The 17650-nt window shown below is 59.8% G+C and carries 13 protein-coding genes and 1 pseudogene; 6 read left to right on the top strand and 8 right to left on the bottom strand.

Annotated features, from left to right (window positions below; translation table 11 throughout):
• The first annotated feature begins 61 nt into the window (after positions 1 to 61).
• Positions 62 to 928: a zinc ABC transporter substrate-binding protein gene (locus tag EV700_RS05125; protein ID WP_130411339.1), complete on the top strand. Its 867-nt coding sequence runs from the start codon at positions 62 to 64 to the stop codon at positions 926 to 928.
• A gap of 42 nt (positions 929 to 970) precedes the next feature.
• Here the strand turns inward: EV700_RS05125 and mnmE are convergent, their stop codons facing one another.
• From mnmE to rpmH, 5 genes and pseudogenes are all read right to left on the bottom strand, one after another.
• Positions 971 to 2353 carry a tRNA uridine-5-carboxymethylaminomethyl(34) synthesis GTPase MnmE gene (gene mnmE, locus EV700_RS05120; RefSeq protein WP_130411337.1) on the bottom strand — a complete coding sequence of 461 codons (1383 nt, stop codon included), beginning with the start codon at positions 2351 to 2353 and terminating at the stop codon, positions 971 to 973.
• Between the two features lie 100 nt (positions 2354 to 2453).
• Positions 2454 to 4145, bottom strand: a complete 1692-nt coding sequence (gene yidC, locus EV700_RS05115; RefSeq protein ID WP_130411335.1) for a membrane protein insertase YidC — start codon at positions 4143 to 4145, stop codon at positions 2454 to 2456.
• 35 nt (positions 4146 to 4180) lie between these two features.
• Positions 4181 to 4387: pseudogene (yidD, locus tag EV700_RS05110) on the bottom strand (membrane protein insertion efficiency factor YidD); the annotation flags it as partial.
• A complete protein-coding gene (gene rnpA / locus EV700_RS05105; RefSeq protein ID WP_130411331.1) occupies positions 4338 to 4775 on the bottom strand; it encodes a ribonuclease P protein component in 438 nt (145 codons plus the stop codon). The gene rnpA and the pseudogene yidD, both read right to left, overlap by 50 nt.
• Positions 4772 to 4906 (bottom strand): 50S ribosomal protein L34, encoded by a 135-nt coding sequence (gene rpmH, locus EV700_RS05100; protein WP_130411329.1) that lies wholly within the window; start codon positions 4904 to 4906, stop codon positions 4772 to 4774. The genes rnpA and rpmH overlap by 4 nt, the downstream gene beginning before the upstream one ends.
• 463 nt (positions 4907 to 5369) lie before the next feature.
• On the opposite strand from rpmH, the gene dnaA reads away from it, so the two are divergent.
• The 4 genes from dnaA to gyrB are packed head-to-tail and all read left to right on the top strand — an operon-like array spanning position 5370 to position 11393.
• A complete protein-coding gene (gene dnaA / locus EV700_RS05095; RefSeq protein WP_130411327.1) occupies positions 5370 to 6689 on the top strand; it encodes a chromosomal replication initiator protein DnaA in 1320 nt (439 codons plus the stop codon).
• Positions 6690 to 6707: 18 nt separating this feature from the next.
• The gene (gene dnaN / locus EV700_RS05090) at positions 6708 to 7862 is read left to right on the top strand and encodes a DNA polymerase III subunit beta (protein ID WP_130411325.1); all 1155 of its coding nucleotides are present in this window, start codon (positions 6708 to 6710) and stop codon (positions 7860 to 7862) included.
• Positions 7863 to 7872: 10 nt separating this feature from the next.
• Positions 7873 to 8970 carry a DNA replication/repair protein RecF gene (recF, locus tag EV700_RS05085; RefSeq protein WP_130411323.1) on the top strand — a complete coding sequence of 366 codons (1098 nt, stop codon included), beginning with the start codon at positions 7873 to 7875 and terminating at the stop codon, positions 8968 to 8970.
• A complete protein-coding gene (gene gyrB / locus EV700_RS05080; protein ID WP_130411321.1) occupies positions 8967 to 11393 on the top strand; it encodes a DNA topoisomerase (ATP-hydrolyzing) subunit B in 2427 nt (808 codons plus the stop codon). Before recF ends, gyrB begins: the two co-directional genes overlap by 4 nt.
• Positions 11394 to 12984: 1591 nt before the next feature.
• Here gyrB and EV700_RS05075 read toward each other — a convergent pair.
• Positions 12985 to 13233 (bottom strand): hypothetical protein, encoded by a 249-nt coding sequence (locus EV700_RS05075; protein WP_130411319.1) that lies wholly within the window; start codon positions 13231 to 13233, stop codon positions 12985 to 12987.
• 369 nt (positions 13234 to 13602) lie between these two features.
• Positions 13603 to 14196, bottom strand: coding sequence for a hypothetical protein (locus EV700_RS05070; RefSeq protein WP_130411317.1), 594 nt, complete (start codon positions 14194 to 14196; stop codon positions 13603 to 13605).
• Between the two features lie 227 nt (positions 14197 to 14423).
• Here EV700_RS05070 and EV700_RS05065 point away from each other — a divergent pair, with 227 nt between their 5' ends.
• Positions 14424 to 14969, top strand: coding sequence for a YaeQ family protein (locus tag EV700_RS05065; protein ID WP_130411315.1), 546 nt, complete (start codon positions 14424 to 14426; stop codon positions 14967 to 14969).
• Between the two features lie 13 nt (positions 14970 to 14982).
• Here the strand turns inward: EV700_RS05065 and EV700_RS17190 are convergent, their stop codons facing one another.
• A complete protein-coding gene (locus tag EV700_RS17190; RefSeq protein WP_130411313.1) occupies positions 14983 to 17478 on the bottom strand; it encodes a sensor domain-containing protein in 2496 nt (831 codons plus the stop codon).
• Between the last annotated feature and the right edge of the window lie 172 nt (positions 17479 to 17650).

Raw genomic sequence — 17650 nt, 5'->3', positions numbered from 1 at the left:
TCCCGCCAATAAATGCAACAATATAACGTACTGATTCTAGCACAGGGTTGTTTGAAGCCGCATGAGGAAAATCCTGATCGGGCTGCTGTCGGTCGCCCTCTTCGCCGGAGGGAGCGCCGTCGCCCAGGCTAACAGCGTTGTCACCACCATCAAGCCCTTGACGCTGATCGCCCGCGCAGTCACCGACGGCATCGAGCAGCCGGTGCAATTGTTACCGGACGGCCTGTCCCCGCACGACTATAGCCTGCGCCCTTCCGACCGCCAGCGGCTGAAACAGGCAGAGCTGGTCATCTGGGTCGGCCCGGCGCACGAACGCTTTCTCGCCGGACTGATCAAGAACGGACCGGGAACGCTGAATGTCACCGCTCTGCCCGGCCTGAAGCGGCTGCCCCGGCGCAAGGCCGAGGACGGCTCGCCCCTGCCCGGCTCGCTGGATACCCATGTCTGGCTGGATCCGGACAACGCCATCCTGATCGCCCGCGCCATCGCCGAAGACCGCGCGCGGCGGCAACCGGCGCTGGCCGACCGATACCGCGCCAACGCCGAACATTTCGCGCAAACGCTGAAGACAGCCTGGCAACCCCTGCAACAACGCATCGCCGCCCTGCCTCGCCATGAATACGTCGCCTACCACGATGCCTATCAGTATCTGGAAAAAAGCCTGAACCTGCATCTGGCGGGCAGCCTCAGCAGCGAGACGGAAAGCCGGCCGGGAGCGCGACATCTGCTGGCGATGAAAAAGCGGGTGCATGAACGCGGCATTACCTGTCTGGTGCGCGAACCGGCCTCCGGAGCCGGATTGCTGCAGCAGGTCGCCGGCCCGAAAGACCGCATTGCGGTGCTGGATGAAGGCTTACGCCAGGCGGACAGTTTTGTCGGCGGGCTGACCTTACTCGGTCAGGCCATGGAACAATGTCTGGGCCGGTAGGAAAATTTCCGTCCCCGGCATGCGGAAATTTCTGAATTTCCGTTACTTGCCGATGCAGAATGATCCGAAAATTTTCCCGAGCAGATCGTCCGCCGAGAATTCGCCGGTAATCTCGCCCAGCGCCTGCTGTGCGGCCCGCAAGTCTTCCGCCATCAATTCCCCCAGCGCCGCGCCATGCAGCTGCGCATCGGCCGCCTGCAAGGCTTCCCGCGTGCGTTGCAGGGCGTCCAGATGACGCCTTCTGGCAATGAACGGACTATGTTCGGCATCCTGATAGCCCACCAGCGCCTTGAGATGATCGCGCAACAAGCCCATGCCTTCGCCATTGCGGGCGGACAAGGTGATATGACGGTATCCGCCCGCCTCGCCCACGCTCACCGGCTCACCGGCCAGATCCGCCTTGTTGGCGACAAAACACAGCTTGTCCGGCGGCGGCAAGGGATCGAAGAAGCGCTGCGCCAGGGCCAGCGGAATTTCCCCTGTGGATAATTCTGTGGATAAATCATAAACCAGCAGAATTCCGTCCGCCTGCCCCATTTCCCGGTAGGCGCGGCGAATTCCCTCCTGCTCCACCCGGTCTTCCGTCTCCCGCAATCCGGCGGTGTCGATGATATGCAGCGGCAAACCGTCCAGATGAATTTGCTCGCGCAGCACGTCACGGGTGGTCCCGGCGATATCGGTCACGATCGCGGCCTCATACCCGGCCAGCGCGTTCAGCAGGCTGGATTTGCCGGCGTTCGGCTTCCCCGCGATCACCACCCGCACGCCTTCCCGCAGCAGACTGCCCTGCCTGGCCTCCTGCATCACCCGATCCAGATTCGCCATGACGGCCTGCAACCTGCCCGCCACCACGCCGTCGCTGAGGAAATCGATTTCCTCATCCGGAAAATCGATCGCCGCTTCCACGTACAAGCGCAGTTTGATCAGGCTATCGAGCAGCACCTGGATGCGTTGCGAAAATGCCCCCTGCAGGGAACGGGTCGCCGACTTCACGGCCGCCTGCGAGGAAGCGTCAATCAGGTCGGCGATAGCCTCGGCCTGCGCCAGATCCAGCTTGTCATTGAGAAAGGCGCGCTGCGAGAATTCGCCCGGCTGGGCCATGCGCGCCCCCAGTTCCAGCGTCCGCTTCAGCAACATGTCCATCAGCACCGGTCCGCCATGCCCTTGCAGTTCCACCACGTCTTCCCCGGTAAAGGAATTCGGCCCCGGAAAATAGAGGGCAATCCCCTCGTCCAGTACCTCGCCGGCGGCATCATGAAAACGGCGGAAATGCGCCTGACGCGCTTGCAGCGGTCGTCCCGGATCGGTCATCCGCAGCGCGAATTCCAGCGCCTTCGGGCCGGAGAGACGTATGATGCCAACGCCGCCGCGACCGGCGGGCGTAGCAATGGCGGCAATGGTGTCGGTACGGGCAAGCGGTTTCATGGCAAGGATTTTCCAGCAACGGATGCAAACGGCAGGGCTTCTACCCTAATAAAAAAAGGCCGTTCAGAGAACGGCCTTTTTGGCGGAACAGCCTGGAAGATCAGGCTTTCTTCGCCGCCGCCTCGATCTGGCGGGTGATGATGGCCTGCTGGATGATGGACAGGGTGTTGTTGACCACCCAGTACAGCACCAGGCCGGACGGGAACCACAGCATGAACACCGTGAACATGATCGGCATCATGCGCAACACCTTGGCCTGCATCGGGTCGGTCGGTTGCGGATTCAGCATCTGCTGACCATACATGGTGGCGCCCATCAGCAGCGGCAGCACGAAGTACGGATCCATCGCCGCCAGGTCGTTGATCCACAGCAGCCACGGCGCATGACGCAGTTCCACGCTTTCCATCAGTACCCAGTACAGCGCCAGGAACACCGGCATCTGGATCAGGATCGGCAGGCAGCCGGCCACGGGATTGATGTTTTCACGCTTGTACAGCGCCATCATTTCCACGGACATCTTCTGGCGGTCGGCGCCGAACTGTTCCTTGATGCGCTGCAGTTCCGGCGTCACCCGGCGCATGTTGGCCATCGACTTGTAGCTCTTGGCCGACAGCGGAAAGAACAGCGCCTTGACCGTCACGGTCAGGCCGATGATGGCCCAGCCCCAGTTGCCGACCAGGGCATGAATCGTCTTCAGCAACCAGAACAGGATCTGGCCGATGAACCACAACCAACCGTAATCCACCGTCAGCTCCAGACCGGGGGCCAGATGCTTCAGCTTGTCCTGAACCTTGGGACCGGCATAGAAGGTGGCGGCCACCTGTTGCTGCTGCCCGGCGGGAACCACGAATTCCGGCGTGGTGAAGCCGATGAAATGAAAACGCTGGTCCGCCGACTGACGACTGGTCAGCTGATTGGCGGTGGAAGCCGACGGCACCCAGGCAGTCACGAAATAATGCTGCACGATCGCCGTCCAGCCGCCCTTGACGGTCTGGTTCAACGGTTCATCCACAAAATTCTTGAACTGCAGCTTGTTGAACGTCTTGTCCGGGGTTCCCCAGGCCGCGCCCAGATACGTCGACATCCCCATCATGCCCTGATGGTTCTTGCTGGGGTCTTCGGTATTGTCACGCTTCAGCTGGCCATACAGGGAACCACGCCAGGGCTGGGTCGAGCGGTTGATGACTTCATACGCCACCTTGACGTCGTAGTGACCGGCGCTGAAGGTGTAAATTTTGTGAATTTCGACCCCGGCGGCGTCCGCGAATTTCAGGTCAACCTTCAGCTCTTGCTGGCCGGGTTGCAGCTGCCAGGAATTCTTTTGCGCCTGATACAGCGGACGGCCTTCGGGACGGGCATCCGGACCATTCGCGCCGATCAGACCCGACTGGGCGACAAAGACGCGTTGCGGGCTGTTTTCCAGCAGGTGGAACGGTTCCTCGCTGGTGACGGTGCGGGTATATCCCGGCAAGGCGACATTGACGATATCGCCGCCCTGCGGATCAATCGTCACATCCAGCACATCGGTGCGCACCTTGACCAGGCCGGTCGACAGCGGCTGGACGGCCGTGACCGGCAGGGGGCCGGCGGCGGACGGTGCGGGCGGAATGTCGCTGTTGGCCACAGGCGCAGCCGGCGCTCCCGGCAAGTCAGAGCCGGCGGGAACAGCGGCCGGTGCCACGGCGGCGGTCGGCGCCGGTGGTACGGCGCCATAATCTTTTTGCCAGGCGAGGATCAGCAGATAGCTGACAATCGCCAGGCCCACCAATATCAGGTTGCGAACCCATTGCATATTCAAGATTCCAAACGAGACCAGGAAAAGGTTTCAGGGACAGGGTCGTAGCCGCTGCCTCCCCACGGGTGACAGCGCAGAAGGCGGCGCGAGGCAAGATAACCGCCCTTTAATGCACCATGGGTGCGGACAGCTTCTTCAGCGTAAGCGGAACAGGTTGGATAAAAACGGCAGTTGGCGCCCATCAGGGGGCTAAGGGCGTACTGGTAAGCCCGGATCGGCAGGAGCAGCAGAATTTTCATGGCTGGCCACTGGCTTGGGTGAAGCGCGAAAACGCCGGTTCAGCTGTTGCCAGGCCTTTTCGAGCAGGGCCAGAAAGGCGGCGTTGTCCAGCTGGTCCAGACCTTGCCGCGCCACGAACACCACATCGGCGGCGGGCAGCTCGTGCTGGTGCAGGCGAAAGCTCGTTCTGACCAGACGTTTCAACCGGTTGCGTTCAACGGCAAACCGGACTTTTTTTCGTGCAAACACCAGACCCAGACGCGGGACATCCCCGGCATTGGCGCGAATCAACATCACAAAGGCGGGTTGAACCACCTTGCACTGCGGGCTGTCAAATACAGCCTGAAAATCACGCGGGGTTAGCAGGCGATGTTCAGGCCGGAAAAGACAGCGTTCAACGGTACTCACACGGTCAGACGCTTGCGACCCTTGGCGCGACGACGGGCCAGAACCTGGCGGCCATTCTTGTCGGCCATGCGAGCGCGGAAACCGTGAGTCCGTTTGCGCTTGATCACGCTGGGCTGGAAGGTACGCTTCATGATTTTTCACTCAAAAAATTGGGCCAGGAAAAGGCCGGATGCACAAAAGCCCGCCATTTTAGGGGCCACTAAAAGGTGTGTCAAATGATATTGCCGGAAATTTCCTGTGACGGGGCGGGTCACAAAATTCGAAATTCGGCTTATCCCCAGAACGATGCGAAGCTTACTACAAGAATTTATAAATTTAAATTCAAATTTGAATTTGGAATTTATACTGGGATATGGCAAATTCTGTGGATAAATGCGGGGCACAACGCAGGGCATTGAATTTTTGCTGTGGATAACCTTGGGGAGCGGATGTGGATAAATTCCCGTTGAATTTCCCTAAGGAAGTTATCCACAGGGTTACCCACAAGACATATCCACATAGTTATCCACAGGTTTGTATGCGAAACGCCTTGAAACATCACGGAAAAGCCCGGCTTGACGCCGATTGCCGGGCCGGAACGCCGGGAGACGGCCGATGATTTGGGAACAATGCACGGAAATCCTGAAGGACGAGATGCAGGTCCGGCTGTACGGGATGTGGATCCGGCCGCTGCAGGCCGAGGAATCCGGGACGACGTTGCGGTTGTTCGCGCCAAACCCGATTTTCCAGAAGCACATCGCCAAGGAATACTTGGGCCGCATCCGCGAACTGGTGCTGGAACGCAGCGAAGGCAAGATCCAGGACGTGATGCTGGAGGTCGGCACCCGTCCGGTGCGCGCCGATGACATGCAGCTGGCGGTGGCGATGACCTCGCCGACCGCCCGCAAGCCGCGGCCGTCGCTGAATCCGCTGTACACCATGGCGAATTTTGTTCAGGGCAAGTCAACGCAGATGGCGCACGCGGCCTGCATGGAAGTCGTCCAGCATCCGGGGCAGGGCGGTTACAACCCGCTGTTCCTGTACGGCGCCACCGGTCTGGGTAAAACGCACTTGATGCAGGCGGTGGGCCATGCCCTGCTGGAAGCCAAGCCGGATGCGCGAATTCTCTACCTGCCGGCTGACAAATTCGTCGGCGGATTCGTGTCGGCGGTGCAGCGCGGCGCCACCGAGGAATTCAAGCAGTCCTGCCGCGAGCTGGATCTGCTGCTGATCGACGATATTCACCAGCTGGCGGGCAAGAAGGCGACACTGGAAGAATTCTTCTATACCTTCAACAGCTTGCTGGAAACCGGCGGTCAGATGATCCTGACCTCGCTGTATCATCCCAAGGAAATTCCCGATCTGGATGACCAGCTGAAATCGCGATTTTCCTGGGGGCTGGCGGTGGAGCTGGAACCACCGGAACTGGAATTGCGCGTCAACATCCTGCGCAAGAAGGCCGAGAACCAGAAGGTGGAATTACCGAAGGCGGCCGCTGTCTTCATTGCCCAACACATTCAGGCCAATGTCCGCGAACTGGAAGGGGCGTTGAATAAGGTCATCGCCACCGCCAAATTCCGCGGCCGGCCGATTGATATTGATGTCGTGAAGGATGCGCTGAAGGACATGCTGGCCATCCGGTCGCGAAAAGTGAACGTGGACAGCATTCTCAAGCTGGTCGCGGAGTATTATCGTATTCCGCCGCGTGAACTGACCGGCAAAAGCCGCCTGCGCATTTATGCCCGGCCCCGGCAGATGGCGATGGCGCTGTCCCGCGAACTGACGGATGAAAGCTTCCCTGATATCGGCGGGGCATTTGGCGGCCGCGACCATACGACAGTCATGCATGCCTGCGATAAGATCGAAGAGTTGCGCAAGCTGGATAAAGAGGTTGCGCAGGATTATCACAATTTGTTGCGTTCACTGCAGGTTTAGAACTCCAAGGAATAAAAGATGAAACTTTCAATTACCCGTGAAACATTACTCAAGTGTCTGCAACAAGTGGCCGGCGTCGTGGAACGCAAGCACACCATGCCGATCCTGGCCAATGTGCTGATCCGGATTCATGACAATGAATTGTCGTGCACCGGCACCGATCTGGAAGTGGAGCTGGTGGCGACGCAGCGCCTGGATGCCGGGCAGGTGATGGAAGCCGGGGAAATCACCGTGCCGTGCCGCAAGCTGCTGGATATCTGCAAATCCTTGCCCGCCAACGCCCGCATCGATCTCAGCCTGGAAGATCAGAAGCTGCAGCTGCGTTCCGGCCGCAGCCGTTTCACGCTGACCACCTTGCCGGCGGCCGATTACCCGAGCCTGGAGGATGATGAAGGCGCGTTCTCGCTGAAGATCAGCCAGCGCAACCTCAAGCACCTGATGGATCGCACCGCCTTCGCCATGGCGCTCCAGGACGTGCGTTATTACCTGACCGGCATGTTGTTCGAGGTCAACCATAACCAGTTGCGCGCAGTCACCACTGACGGTCACCGTCTGGCGTTGTTTGATGCGGTTGCTGAAGCCACGCCGGCGGAACGCATCCAGGTCATCTTGCCGCGCAAGGGTGTGCAGGAATTGCAGCGTCTGGTGTCGGAAGATGATTCACTGCTGCACCTGACCTTTGGTACGGGTCACATGCAGGTGACGGTGCCGGTGCTGTCGCCGAAGGCGAAAGAAGGAGAAGACAGCCACGAAGGTTATGTCGCCTTCACCTCGAAACTGATTGACGGCAAATTCCCCGATTACAACCGCGTGCTGCCGAAGGGCGGCGACAAGATTGTGCTGGTCAACCACGACGAGTTCCGTCAGGCGCTGCAGCGCGCGGCCATCCTGACCAACGAGAAATACCGTGGTGTGCGCCTGTTCCTGAAGGACAACGAACTGCATATCCAGGCCAACAACCCCGAGCAGGAAGAAGCGCGCGAGGAATTGCAGGCCGAATATCAGGGCGATGCGCTGGAAATCGCCTTCAACGTCCAGTACCTGCTGGATGTGCTGGCGGTGCTGCAGGGCGCCAACGCCAAGCTGGTGCTCAGCGACGGCAATGCCTCGGCGCTGGTGCAGGAGTCCGACAATCAGGACGCGCTGTATGTCGTGATGCCGATGCGCCTGTGATTCCGCACCGGTGATCAAGCGTCTGGACGTTCATGGGGTCCGCAACCTGACGGCGGCGGATTCCCTGTCCCTGGCACGCCTGAACCTCTTTTACGGCCTCAACGGCAGCGGCAAGAGCTCCTTGCTCGAAGCCGTGCATATCCTCGGACTCGGCCGGTCCTTCCGTTCCCCGCAAGCCCGCCATTACATCCAGGACGGTCGCCCGTCCTGTACCGTCTATGCCGAACTCGATTCCGGTCATGCCTTGGGTATTGCCAAGCTGATGGATGGTACCCACCAGTTGCGTCGCAATGGTGTCAGTATCAACCAATTGGCCGAGTTTGCCTTTGACCTGCCGGTGCAGCTGATCCATCCCGACGGCATGGACCTGCTGGACGGCGGCAGCCGCCCGCGTCGGCAGTTGCTCGACTGGCTGGTGTTCCACGTGGAACATTCCTTTTACGGCTTGTGGATCCGTTACCAGAAAGCATTGGCGCAGCGGAATGCCTTGTTGAAACTGCCTGCCGCCAATGATGCCGAATTCCAGGTCTGGGAGGCCGAAATGGCGCGCACCGCCCAGCTGATTGACGGTATGCGGGCGCGCACGGTGGAAATCTGGCGGCAGCATCTGGAACGGGTATTGCCGGTGCTTCTGCCTGATATTGCCCTGAGAATGGAGTATAATGCGGGGTTCGCTGCAGACCGGGAACTGGCGGAGCAATGGCGTGAGACGCGCTTCCGCGACCGGGAACGAGGGCATACCCAACTGGGGCCGCACCGCGCCGATTTGCGCCTGAAATGCGATTTGGGGCAGGTAGAGGCGGTCCTGTCGAGGGGACAGAAGAAACTCCTGATATGCGCCCTGAAACTGGCGCAGGTGGCCTTCCTGCACGCGCAAGAGCGTCGTTGTGTGGTGTTGCTGGATGACCTGGCGTCCGAACTGGATGCCGGGGCGCGGCAGCGCCTGCTGGCGACCTTATTTGACCTTCAGGCCCAGGTGCTGATCACGTCCGTCGAGGCGGATCAGCTTTGGCCGTTGTTGCAACAGCTGGATTCGCAGGCGGAATTGTTCCACGTGGAACAGGGCAAGATTTCGCCCGCCCGTTATACACCCGAGGAAACAACATGAGTGATGGCAGCAATTACGATTCCTCCAGCATCAAGGTCCTGAAGGGCCTGGATGCGGTACGCAAACGTCCGGGCATGTACATCGGTGACACCGATGACGGTTCCGGCTTGCATCACATGGTTTTCGAAGTGGTGGATAACGCGATCGACGAAGCACTGGCCGGGTATTGCACCGAGGTCACCGTCACCATCCATACCGATGAATCGATTACCGTCACCGACAACGGTCGTGGCATTCCCGTCGACATTCACGAGGAAGAAGGCGTGTCTGCCGCCGAAGTGATCATGACGGTGCTGCACGCCGGCGGCAAGTTCGACGACAACAGTTACAAGGTCTCGGGCGGTCTGCACGGCGTCGGCGTCTCGGTGGTGAACGCGCTGTCGACCAAGCTGCGTCTGGTGATCCGCCGCAACGGCAAGGTCTACGAACAGGAATACGGCCATGGCGAGCCGCAATTCCCGTTGCGCGAAGTCGGTGAGACCGAACGGCGCGGCACCGAAGTCCATTTCTGGCCCAGCCCGGAAACCTTCACCAACATCCATTTTTCCTATGACATCCTCGCCAAGCGCCTGCGTGAGCTGTCGTTCCTTAATGCCGGGGTGCGCATTGTCCTGAAGGACGAGCGCAGCGGCCAGGAAGAAATCTTTGCCTATGAAGGCGGCCTGGCGGCCTTTGTCGCCTACTTGAACACCAACAAGACCACGCTGAACAAGGTCTTCCACTTCATCGTGCCGCAAGGCCCGGAAACCAACGGCATCGGCGTGGAAGTCGCTTTGCAGTGGAATGACGCCTATCAGGAAAACGTCTACTGCTTTACCAACAACATTCCGCAGCGCGACGGCGGCACGCACCTGCAGGGCTTCCGCACCTCGCTGACGCGGACGCTGAACAACTACATGGAGAAGGAAGGCTTCTTCAAGAAGGAGAAGGTGTCCGCCACCGGCGATGACATGCGCGAAGGCCTGACCGCCATTGTGTCGGTGAAGGTGCCGGACCCGAAATTCTCCAGCCAGACCAAGGACAAGCTGGTGTCGTCGGAAGTGACCAACGTCGTGGCCCAGACCATGAACGAGAAGCTGGACGAGTACCTGCTGGAAAATCCGAACGTCGGCAAGACCATCGTCGGCAAGATCATTGACGCCGCCCGCGCCCGCGAAGCCGCGCGCAAGGCCCGCGAAATGACCCGCCGCAAGGGCGCGCTGGACATCGCCGGCCTGCCCGGCAAGCTGGCTGATTGCCAGGAAAAGGACCCGGCGCTGTCCGAACTGTACATCGTCGAAGGTGACTCCGCCGGCGGCTCCGCCAAGCAGGGCCGCAACCGCAAGATGCAGGCGATTTTGCCGCTGAAGGGCAAGATCCTCAACGTCGAAAAGGCGCGCTTCGACAAGATGCTGTCCTCCGCCGAAGTCGGCACGCTGATCACGGCGCTGGGCTGCGGCATCGGCCGCGACGAATACAATCCGGACAAGCTGCGTTACCACAAGATCATCCTGATGACCGACGCCGACGTTGACGGTTCGCACATCCGCACGCTGCTGCTGACCTTCTTCTTCCGCCAGATGCCGGAACTGCTGGAGCGTGGCCATATCTACATCGCCCAGCCGCCGCTGTACAAGGTGAAGCGCGGCAAGCAGGAACAGTACGTCAAGGATGATGACGCGCTGGAAAACTACCTGACCAATACCGCCCTGGACGATGCCGCGCTGTATGTGAATCCGGAGGCGCCGCCCTTGTCCGGTGTGGCGCTGGCCGCCCTGATGACCGATTACCGCCGCGTTCAGAACCTGATCCGCCGCATGGCGCGCCTGTACCCGGAAGTGATGCTGGAACAGCTGCTGAGCCTGCCGGTGCTGTCGGTCGAGGCCCTGGGCAACGAAGCCGAAGTGCGCGCCTGGGGCGTGAAACTGCAGGCCGCCCTCGACAACGCTGCCGATCCCAGCCAGCGTTTCCTGGTGGAAGTGATGCCGGATAGCGAACAGCACCGCTTCATTCCGCAGATTGAAGTGGTGGCGCACGGCGTACCGCACAACTACCGCCTCAGCTATGACTTTTTCGCCTCGCCGGAATACCGCCGCATTGGCGACCTGACCGCGCAATTGCTGGGCCTGCTGGAAGAAGGGGCTTACATCAAGCGCGGGGAGCGCGTGCTGCCGGTTTCGCGTTTCAAGGATGCCTGGCTGTGGCTGATGAGCGAATCGCGCCGCGGTAACGCCATCCAGCGCTATAAAGGGCTGGGGGAAATGAACCCCGAGCAGTTGTGGGAAACCACCATGGATCCCAACAACCGCCGCATGCTGAAGGTGACCATTGAAGACGCGATCCGCGCCGACCAGATGTTCACCTGCCTGATGGGGGATGCCGTGGAACCGCGCCGCGAATTCATCGAGATGAACGCGCTGATGGTGGCGAACCTCGACGTGTAAATTTTCAGGACGATAAAAAAACCCCTGCGGGAAATTTCCGCAGGGGTTTTTTTTATGCCTGCTATCCAGTGAATTTATAAATTCTCAACAGCATGTATAGCTCAGTAAATTTCCCGGGATGTGATTGAAATTTTCAGCATCGGCAGCGTCGTGCTGAATTTTCAAGGCGGCATGAATTACGCTGAAATTCCGGGAGGGCGCTGAGTCGGTTCAAGATTCTGTGTCCGGAGGAGGGTTTCTGTATTTGATCGCTTCCGGCTCGGAGTCTGGTTTTTAGATACGGCATCAAACGCTCAGGAAGGGCCGGGAAGGCCCGTATATTGACGGAAATGACTCTTGGTACTGCTCAGCCCCATTAATAGGCTTAATGGCGCTCTTGGGGCCGCTTCGGCAGGAGGCGTTTCTTGTGGACGCGTTCAGCACGGCTATCATCCTGCTGCAGAATTTCCTGTGGCTCTTTCGTGATGAATTTCGGACGGGCACGGATGAAAATTTCAGGAGATTTTGATATCCGGCATTTCGCAAATTCCGGCATGAAACCGATTGAGAGGCCGAAAATTTATAAATTCATCATGATGGCGTGTCTGGCATGGGATGCGGAAATTCTTGATTGCAGCTGAGTCTCCCGTCTGCAGCTTTGGGTCGATAGCCGTGTTGTTTCAATGCCGGGCCGTGCCCGTGATTTTATGTCATGAGGGAATTCGGCTGTAGTGCATTCCTCCGTTTGCTTACGCGATATTGTTCTGTCCGGCATTGGATATCAGGGATTACCATCATTCGTGCTTATGGGCGAAAAGAGGTGCACGCACTAGAGGCTGATGCGACTTCGGATGCGTCGTGAGGGGTGATCTGGCCGAATGCATCTGCTTGGCGAGCCTGCTGAGAGACCCCTGATTCAGGAACATCGCGGGCTCATTCTTGTGCGCCGCATCCTGTGTTTCCCGAGCTCGACAGTTGTTCTTCAATGATTTCCACTCGTGGCCATTTTTCCTCGTTCGGTACGTTCGCCGGGTTTCACACTCTCCTGAATAAGTGATCAGCCTTATTCAGGAGTTCAATTCCGACACTAGCGACTCAGCTCTGGATTCATCGTGTTAGTTCCCCTTCGACTTAGGCTGCCTGTTTAAATGCATCCCTGAACACACGGTGGATGAATTCGATTTTGGGACTGCCCTGCGCCTTCCCCAGTTTGTACCAATTGAGAGCTTCTATGGTCGTTTTTCCTTGGGTACGAATACTGATTGAAGCGCCATCCACTCAGGTTGATTCGCAGCCTGCATGCTTGGATGTTCCACGTGGAACATCCTGACGTTGGGCCAGCGGGCAACGCAAAAAGACCACCAACTAATTTCACAAAGCCATGACTGCGTGCCGAATAACGCTACTGGCGCTTCGGCAAGCTGCCTGGATCTAGTTATAGATAATTCCCCTGGATGGGGAGACTGGTCTGGTCAGGAAAATCCATGGTCAGGGAGTTGAGGTATGGCTGGAAGGATGGGTAGTGCGGCGCCAGGCCAAAGCGCTATCCGAATCAGAATGAGAAATTGAAGGCGTTGTTACCGAATGAACGATCGGTTTGATCCTGGGTGATTCAGGTGAAACCGTGATGAGGAGGGGAGGAGAGGTCGATCAGGTGAATTGATCCGCAGGCACCCGCTATTCCCGCTACGCGGGAATAGCAAAATGGGCATTTTTCAGACCAATTTTCAGAATTTGGAAAAATCGTGCTGCCTGAAAACAGCATCAGGGTTTCTAAATCCGGGTTTTGGCCGGATTTCCGGAAGAATTCCCTGAGGAGCGCATAACCCGGAATGGGGGTTTGAGTCTGGCTCTGACGCATTTTTCCAAGGCAATATTACGTATTACATAATCATTATATAGATTACATTTGGGGTTGCCGGGCGAGTACTGTAGGGAAGAGAGCCTGGATGACCGGGCCAGAAGTTGAGTTTGCATGAGTGATGACCACCCGGCCCCGTGCGGTTCAGCTGGAGGCGGTATCCTGCCGAGAGGGAGGTTCAAGGGATCGGGCAGCGGAATTTTACATCCGTGACATGGGTGGAATCCAATGCCTGCCGACCACCGGTAAGGGGCTCCGGTCGTCCGAAGTTGTCGTGGATTCCGGATCGGAAATCGGGATTGCCGGTGGTGGAGAACCCAAAAAGGGCTTTAGCCCGGTAGCGGCCGGCTTCCGGGCAAGTGAAGTAATTTATGGAGAGGGGGTATTTACCGGCGCTTCGGAAAGATCCGAGACTGTGCGGCCAAGCACGGAGGCGCGGCCGTCCATACGCACGCGCAGGCTGGACGGCCAGCGGAAGTACTGTTCGCGGGAAATACACAGATACTGGGTGGCGCCGGCATGCAAATCCGGTGAAGTGATCTGGTAGTCGCAGGCGCCTGAATAAGCAGCGTGCTGTTTCGTGACGGTCATTTCGGCCTGATAGTGATGCCCGAAACTGGCGGTATAGAGGGCTGCGAATCCATGAACGAAGGCCAGCCATAAAACCGACAGGTAGAATACCGAGCGGACGCTGCCTGCGAGCAGGGTTTCAAAGGTGCTGCTGGAACTGACATAGAAACGCTGGCTGCGATCGTCGCTGTCGATGGCCTTGGCGCCGAGGACAAGGATGGCCAGCAGGCTGACCGCGAAAAAGCCGCCGCCTTGGGTCCAGCCTTGGTCAGGGACGAATGGCGCCAGCAGGCCATAGACGGCCAGGATGAAGGAAATCACGATGATGCCGGTCATGATCTGGTGAACCGGCGTGGGTTCGTGGTCGCCGTAAAGGAAGTGTCTCAGGGCCATGGTCGTGGTTCTTGGTGTTGGAAATTATAGTCCTTGTCATGGGTTTCCCGAACCGCAAGTGTGCTGCAGTTCACAGTCGTTATACGATAATTCCCGCCAAAAACAAGGGGAATAGCGGCTGGTCTGGACGCCTTTCCTCCGGGCGTCAGGAATTCCCGGATGAGTGGTAGACGCCCCGGATGCCGGTGTTAAGATGCCGCCTTTCCTCCCGCATCCGGAATACCGTCATGGCCGTCAAATCCACCATTTTCAAGGTTGCCCTGCAAGTCAGCGATCTGGATCGGGACTATTACGCCGCCCATGCCCTGACCATTGCCCGCCATCCTTCCGAAACGGACATGCGGATGATGCTGCGCGTGGTCGCCTTTGCCCTGTATGCCGGCGAGGCCTTGGAGTTCACCCGTGGTCTGAGCAGCGAGGACGAGCCCGACATCTGGCGCAAGAACCTGCGTGATGAGGTGGAGTTGTGGATTGACCTGGGCCAGCCGGACGAGAAGCGCATTCGCAAGGCTTGCGGCCGGGCGCAGCAGGTGGTGATCCTGACTTACGGCGGCAGCGTCGCGGATATCTGGTGGAAGAAGACGGCGGACAAGCTGACGCGCTTCGACAACCTGACCGTGCTCAACATTGCCCTGGCGGAGTCGGAAGCGCTGGAGGCGGTGGTGGAGCGCACCATGCAGATCCAGTGCACGGTGGATCATGGGCAGTTGTGGCTGACCGTGGGGGAGCAGTCGCTGGAAGTGTCGCCGCAGACCTGGAAAAAACCCGCCTGACGGCGGGATTCCGCTAGAGATCGCCAGTCGCCGGAGCCCATTCCGGCGGTGCCCGCCAGTGGTGGATCCAGTCCGGAACGGCGTCCGCGGGCATGGGCCGCGCAATGCCGTAGCCTTGCGCCAGCTCGCAGCCGAGTTGCAGCAACGCCACCCCGTGTTCCACGGTTTCGACGCCTTCGGCGATGACCTTGCGGCCGAAGGTTCTGGCCATGCCGACGACGGCTTCCACGATGGCGCAGTCGTCCGGATCGGTCAGCATGTCGCGCACAAAGGACTGGTCAATCTTGAGGATGCGCGTCGGCAGGCGGCGGAAATAGGTCAGGGAGGAATAGCCGGTGCCGAAGTCGTCCAAGGCGAAGCTGACGCCCAGTCGTGAGCAGGTCTCGATGACGCCGGATACCCGCTCGATATCCTCCATCGCCGTGGTTTCCAGGATTTCCAGCTCGATCCATTCCGGGCGCAGTTCGGGGTGGTCGCGCAACATGGCCGCCAGGCTGTCGACAAATCCCTCCTGCTGCAGCTGCTCGCCGAAGACATTGATGCTGACCGGCAGCGCCAGCCCCTGCCGCGCCCAGGCAGCCGCCTGCAGCACCGCTTCCCGCACCACCCATTGCCCCAGCGGCAGCGCCAGCTCGGAGTTTTCAATCATCGGCAGGAACAGGCCGGGCGTCAGCAGCCCCTTGTCGGGGTGCTGCCAGCGGATCAGCGCCTCGACGCCGATGACCTCGCCCCGGCGCATGTCGACCTTGGGCTGGTAGTACAGGCGGAATTCCCCTGCCGCCAGCCCGGCGGTGGCGCGGGCGACCACGTCCCAGTAGGCGCGCAGCCGCCGGTCCTGCTCGGCGTCAAAAATGTGGAAACGGTTCTTGCCGGACTCCTTGGCGCGATACATGGCCTGGTCGGCATGCCGCAACAGCGCGTCGGCATCGGCGTCATCTTCCTGGGTGAATAACGCCACGCCGATGCTGGCGGAGACTGTGACCTGCACATCCGCGACCGGTTGCGGCGTGGCGATGAGCGCCAGCACCCGCTCCAGCACGCTCTGGCATTCATGGATGTCGGCCAGGTCGTTGAGCAGCAGCACGAATTCGTCGCCGCCCAGCCGGGCCACGGTATCGTCGCCGCGCAGGGCGCCCAGCAGCTGACGCGTGATCAGCACCAGTAACTGGTCGCCGGCGGCGTGGCCGTGGTTGTCATTCACCGGCTTGAAGCCGTCCAGGTCGAGGTAGCAGACCGCCAGCAGGCGGCCGCTGCGGCGGCTGCGGGCAATGGCCAGCGCCAGCCGGTCCGCCAGCAGGCGGCGGTTGGGCAGGCCGGTCAGCGAGTCATAGTGAGCGATGCGATCGAGTTCGGCTTCATGCGCCTTGAGATGGCTGATATCGGAAAAGACGGCGACGTAATGGCGGATGACGCCTTCGCTGTCGCGGAGGGCGTCGATAGCGATGCGCTCCGGGTAGATTTCCCCCGACTTGCGCTTGTTCCACAGCTCGCCGTGCCAGCCGCCCTCCTCGTCCAGCGCCCGTCGCAGTTGCTCGAAAAATTCGGGGGTGTGCAGGCCGGAGCCGAGCATTCTCGGGGTTTGGCCGAGGACTTCCTCGCGGCTGTAGCCGGTGATGCGGCTGAACGCGGGATTGACATCGACAATGCGGCGGTTGCCGTCGGTGATGACGATGCCTTCCTGGCTGCAGGCGAAGACGCTGGCGGCCAGGCGCTGCGACTCTTCGGCCTGCTTGCGGGTGGTGATGTCGCGCGACAGCATGATGAAGCGGTCGCCGTCGCGCCCGGCCTTGCGTGAGGTTGAGAGTTCGAACCAGCATTCGCCGTGCGGCAGCTGCAGGTGGATCACATGCCCCTGCGAGCGGCCCTGCCGCCCGGCTTCGGCCAGGGCGGACATGACGATCGCGGCCGCGGCCGGCGGCAGCATGTCCCGCACATTCTGTCCCAGCAGCGCTTCACGCTGGGCGGCCAGCAGGGAGGGATCGTGGGCCCAGACATTGCGGTAGCCGCCGTCGCTGTCCAGTTCAAAGAGCAGGTCGGGCACCGCCTGCAAGGTGGCGTCCAGTTCGGCGTGGCTGTCCTGCAGGCGCTGTTCGGCCCGCTTGCGTTCGGACATGTCCACGTCAAGGCAATACATTTCCGGTTCGCCGTTGGCGTTGTATTGCAGGGTATGGCTGGAAAAGACCGGCACCGTAGAGCCGTCCTTGCGGCACAACTCCAGTTCGGCGGCGGGAATGGGAATGCCCTGATGCATCCAGCGGTCGACATCGGCGATGACGTGCGGCCGCATGGCGGGGGGGATGATCAGCTCTTCCAGCAGGCGGCCCATCGCTTCCTCGCGGCTGTAGCCGTAAAGCGCGGTGCTGGCGGGATTCCAGTAGATGACGCGGCGATGCCGGTCATAGCCCTGGACGGCGACATTGCTGACGGTTTCGAATATGTCACGGAAGCGGGCATCATCCTGATGCGGCATTCTTATCTTGTTGTTCATGATGGCCGAAGCTTTGATCATTGCTTTCTGAACAATAGCACAGAACCTGCAGGGTTAAGCGTCGTCTGACGTTCCGGCCGGACTCTTTGTCCGTCCGGTCGCCGGATGCTTGCCGGGGTTGCCGAAACGCAGTATTAGTCCCGACAGGCCTGCCGGCTGATGGCCGGACCAAAACAACAAGACCGCCCGGAAA

Origin of the sequence: Fluviicoccus keumensis, assembly GCF_004217445.1 — a bacterium.
GTDB classification, from domain to species: domain Bacteria; phylum Pseudomonadota; class Gammaproteobacteria; order Pseudomonadales; family Moraxellaceae; genus Fluviicoccus; species Fluviicoccus keumensis.
This window is presented reverse-complemented; position numbering and strand designations above follow the sequence as displayed.